The following is a 544-nucleotide window of genomic DNA, read 5'->3' as shown; positions in this document are numbered from 1 at the left end:
TGGTGGGAGGGAAGAAGTGAACAACCTTAGCTGGATGCTTTACGCCGCAGACGTGAGCCAGAGTGTATCGGCACTTCTGGGCATGATCGCATTTTTCGGTTTCTTGGCCTTCGTTGGTTTAATGGTGGGATGGTTTTCCACGTATGACCAGCCCAGAATATTTTCGTGGGAGGATCAAGAGAAAAAGACTGCAGCCCATGAGAAGATACACAATACCCTTGGCGGTTTTGCCAAGGTTACAGCACTGGTAGCGGTCGTTTGCGGGATCACCGCGTCCGTCATTCCCAGTCGAAATACCATCTACGCCATCGCCGCCAGTGAACTTGGCGAGGATGTCCTCAAGTCTCAGACGGCGGGTAAGGCTCTCAAGGCCCTTGACGCATGGCTGGACAAGCAGATCGGCGAAGGGGGCGAGAAGTGACCCTCACCGACCCCGCAACAGACTGGACCAACCAGACCTGGGAAGAGCGCCTCGAACTGTGCGTCTCCACCCTCTACGTGCACGGCTACATGGGCGATGCCGACAAGGCGCGGGGTGAAGCAT

1 protein-coding gene is annotated in these 544 nt (G+C 56.1%); it reads left to right on the top strand.

What is annotated here, in order from left to right; genetic code table 11:
* On the top strand, positions 1–421 hold a 421-nt coding region (locus SPHV1_RS04620), incomplete at its 5' end, for a hypothetical protein (protein WP_231634523.1).
* Positions 422–544: the final 123 nt, after the last annotated feature.

Source organism: Novosphingobium sp. KN65.2, assembly GCF_001368935.1.
GTDB lineage: Bacteria > Pseudomonadota > Alphaproteobacteria > Sphingomonadales > Sphingomonadaceae > Novosphingobium > Novosphingobium mathurense.
The sequence above is the reverse complement of the archived record's forward strand: the minus strand, read 5'-3'. Positions and strand labels throughout refer to the sequence as shown.